We start from the raw sequence: 3,513 nt of genomic DNA, 5'->3' as shown, positions 1-3,513 counted from the left end.
CCTATGTAAAAGTGAATGGACGATGGTCTTATCTGTATCGTGCAGTCGATCAACGTGGCGATACCATTGATTTTTATCTTTCTTCTAGACGTAATACCAAATCAGCATATTGTTTTCTTGGAAAAATGTTAAATAATGTGAAGAAGTGGCAAATTCCACAAGTGATCAACACGGATAAAGCACCCACATATGGACGTGCTTTATCACGGTTAAAACGGGAAGGTAAATGTCCACCAGACCTTGAGCACAGGCAGATTAAGTATAAAAATAACGTGATTGAATGTGATCATGGTAAGCTAAAGCGGATCATCAGGGCCACGTTAGGATTCAAATCTATGAAGACGGCTTATGCCACAATTAAAGGTATTGAAGTCATGCGTGCACTACGTAAAGGCCAAGCTTCGTCATTTTATTATGGTCAGCCTCAGGGTGAAGTCTATCTGGTGAATAGAGTTTTCGGTCTCTAAGCACTTTTTAAAGGGAACATCATCGACTCAAATTTCTATTTGCAACAGTGCCCAGAATACCGGCCCGCTCAGCCATCTTGCTCTGCCAAGTTTAGTGGCTTTCGCTTCTGGCCTCTTAGGACGATCGGTACAAAGTCAGATGGTGGTACTGGGTGATATGAGCTTGGGTGGTTCAGTGACACCGGTGGAAAGTATTGCCGAATGTCTGCAAGTTGCTTTTGATGCGGGTGCCAAGAAGGTTGCTTTACCAATGAGTAGTGCGGCAGATATCCCAACGATTCCTGTGGAACTGTTTACCAAGTTCCAGACCAGCTTTTATGCAGATCCGGTGGATGCGGTGTTTAAAGGGTTAGGGGTGGATTAATTTCATATCTGTCTAAATAGATAACAGTTAGGAGATTATTTATTCTTTCAATAGACAAAAACTTGCGGAATTTCTCTTAATTTGTAATCCTTGCGGCCAAGGGTGTCTAGCGTAGCTAAGACAGGTATTCGTTATAGTCGGGCCGCTATAATACGGATGATGAGTGCCTGTATGTTTAACCTAAATATCTTTAACAAGATCTCTAGCGAAGTATTGACCATCAAAAATGATCTTGAGCTGAATTCTGAGAATCAACTGATAACTAAATATAAGAGTTCTACTTCTGAAGACTATAAAAAAGCAATTATTTTGATCTTTAAAGAACGTGGCTATACCAGGTTAGAAATAGGTCAGTTACTTGAAAGATAACTCTAAAGACTTCCTAAAAATAACATAATACACGTTATACAAAATGCGTTATAATTATCTATATAAATCAATGCTGTAATTCCTAGTTGATAGCCCGAGTTTCCATGACCGGGCTTTTTTTATGATTTTTCACGTTCCACGCTTATTCTTTAATCAAAGTTTCACGACTTTGATTAGTACACCTAAACAAGTCTCTTAGCCATTCGGCAAGAAAAACCGGCTTAATCAAGATGATGATACAAATGCATCAAATCGTGGATTTTCTCAGTGATATTAGACGCAAGATTTTAATCGGATCCTGCTGTTGAAAATTACCGGAGATGATGAAAAGGCTAGAGCCAAATTAATTACACAAATGGATAAGTATTTAACAGACGAACGTGATCGAAAATTGTTTAATTTACCCCTTCAATGAAAATTAATTCACCTGAAATAACGTATCAGTAGGACCGTAATATGAGACTTTTGGTTGCTTTAATTTTTCCCTGGCTGCTGTTTTTTACGATAGGTCGTCCATTTGCAGGAATGATGTGCTTATTTCTTCAGATTACGATTCTAGGGTGGATTCCGGCCGCAATCTGGGCTGTATATGCTTTGTCGCAGTATAAGACAGATAAAAAGATCAGGAAAGCATTGCTCTACTAATTTCTGTGAAGAGGAAAATTAACTATTTTTTTCTTTTTAGACCTGAGACGTTCTCCAAATTGACCGCACTTTTAAGTGTGGTTTTTTATTTTTACCTAGCCTAAAGATATCATTTAGAAAAGAACTCATTTTTTATGAATTATCCAAAGTCCGTGAAAGATAATCTGACAGACAAAGAAACCTCGATCCTGCGTCAATTAGTGAAGGAGTAATTTCATGGATAACAACTTATTTGATGACCTAGTTGCTTCGATTAAAGAAGCTGGTGCCATCAAACGCAATGAGATGAAAGAAAGCCGAGTGACTGAGCTTGAATTACCAGATATTAAAGAAGTACGTGAGAAAACAGGCTTAACCCAAGCTGAATTTGCTGCACGTTTGCATATCAGTGCCAGAACTCTACAAAACTGGGAACAAGGCCGTCGCTATCCGACTGGTCCTGCAGCGACTTTAATTCGCATTCTGGATGCTCATCCAACTCTGATTTAAATATTTAAGATAATAAAAAACCCCAGCATCCTGCCGGGGGTTTTTATTGGAACATTAGGTCTCTGTGCTTTTGCCTGTCTTATATAGCGCCATCCTGGTACTTATTTTTAATTATATGGAACTTCCTGTTCCTGACCATTCAATCATATGAAAATTCCACTATTCCGAATAGCCGCAAAGGGCCGGAATTTATGTAAGCTAAAGCGTACAAAATAGCCTAAATTTTATCCACAAAAAATGTGGATAATTTTGGACATTGGGGCATTGATAAAATTTGAAAAATCTCAAAATTGATTACTTTTTAAACAAAATTATTGGCAAGAACTATCAAAACCGCTCATAAAAAAGCCGACTTGTTTCAAAATCGGATTTTTGGGCATTCTTGGATTTTTCTTGTTTTATTAAGTAGTTGATATCTATATTAATATACAAGTGTTGTTATTCACCAATTAAAATGTCTATGCGATAAACCATTTAAAATGTCCTGTTTTTAACCACAAGAGTCAAGCACAGGATTTAAATTTCTTTGTTCAATAACAGCTTTCTGAGCTTTACGGCTCGGCATACTTTTCTTGGCACGGGAACGTTTATTCTGTTTCTCCAATTCTTCATGTTGTTGCTGGATATGCGCCAGGACTGAACCTAACCGTTTATTCTCAACAATCTCATTTTGCTGCAGCCCAGCCAATTTATTGAAGATGCTGTAGTTGAGCTTTCGTCCTTCATGCATGAGGGCCACAGTGCCATCCGGATACTCCAGAAATGAAATGTATTGCCCAGCAAGCTTATGATTCAGCTCTGTCGGTTCAAGCAGATAAATACATTTGTCATAGGTAATCGTCAGGTTCTTGGTGACCTTACGCGGTTCCTGCCAGGTAAAAATATCATCCAGTTCAAGATCAGATTCGGTTAATGGTCGATGCAGGTTCTTTGAGTTTCGCGCACATTTGGCGAACTTCTGATTGAACTGCTCAATAAAGCAGGGCAACCAGGCATTTGCTTCTGCAATCGAACAGATGCCTTCCAGGCGCATCTCCTTGATCAAACGGTCCTGAAGGGTTCTATTCGCTCGCTCTACGCGACCTTTGGCCTGGGGTGAATTGGCGAAGATAATATCAATGTTTAACTCATTCAGAATCCGCCCAAATTGCGTGATCTGGCTGTCTTGCCTGGATTTCT

General features: G+C 39.0%; 4 protein-coding genes and 2 pseudogenes. 5 read left to right on the top strand and 1 reads right to left on the bottom strand.

From position 1 onward, the window contains the following. From FTT73_RS15850 to nadS, 5 genes and pseudogenes are all read left to right on the top strand, one after another. Window positions 1-467: IS6-like element IS1006 family transposase (locus FTT73_RS15850; RefSeq protein WP_180191659.1), on the top strand; the 467-nt coding region annotated here is incomplete at its 5' end. Between the two features lie 52 nt (window positions 468-519). Continuing rightward, window positions 520-831, top strand: a pseudogene (locus tag FTT73_RS15845) (S16 family serine protease); the annotation flags it as partial. 171 nt (window positions 832-1,002) lie between these two features. Further along, window positions 1,003-1,200, top strand: coding sequence for a hypothetical protein (locus FTT73_RS16475; protein ID WP_257220488.1), 198 nt, complete (start codon window positions 1,003-1,005; stop codon window positions 1,198-1,200). Between the two features lie 456 nt (window positions 1,201-1,656). Further along, window positions 1,657-1,845, top strand: a complete 189-nt coding sequence (locus FTT73_RS15840) for a YqaE/Pmp3 family membrane protein (RefSeq protein ID WP_180075626.1) — start codon at window positions 1,657-1,659, stop codon at window positions 1,843-1,845. 216 nt (window positions 1,846-2,061) lie between these two features. Continuing rightward, complete coding sequence (nadS, locus tag FTT73_RS15835) at window positions 2,062-2,334, top strand: NadS family protein (RefSeq protein WP_180075627.1); 273 nt, start codon at window positions 2,062-2,064, stop codon at window positions 2,332-2,334. A 490-nt stretch (window positions 2,335-2,824) separates the two neighbouring features. Here nadS and FTT73_RS15830 read toward each other — a convergent pair. After that, window positions 2,825-3,513: pseudogene (locus FTT73_RS15830) on the bottom strand (ISNCY family transposase); the annotation flags it as partial.

Source organism: Acinetobacter sp. YH01006 (assembly GCF_013420445.1).
GTDB classification, from domain to species: domain Bacteria; phylum Pseudomonadota; class Gammaproteobacteria; order Pseudomonadales; family Moraxellaceae; genus Acinetobacter; species Acinetobacter pseudolwoffii.
Note: the sequence above shows the minus strand (reverse complement) of the source record. Positions and strands in the feature narration are given on the sequence as shown.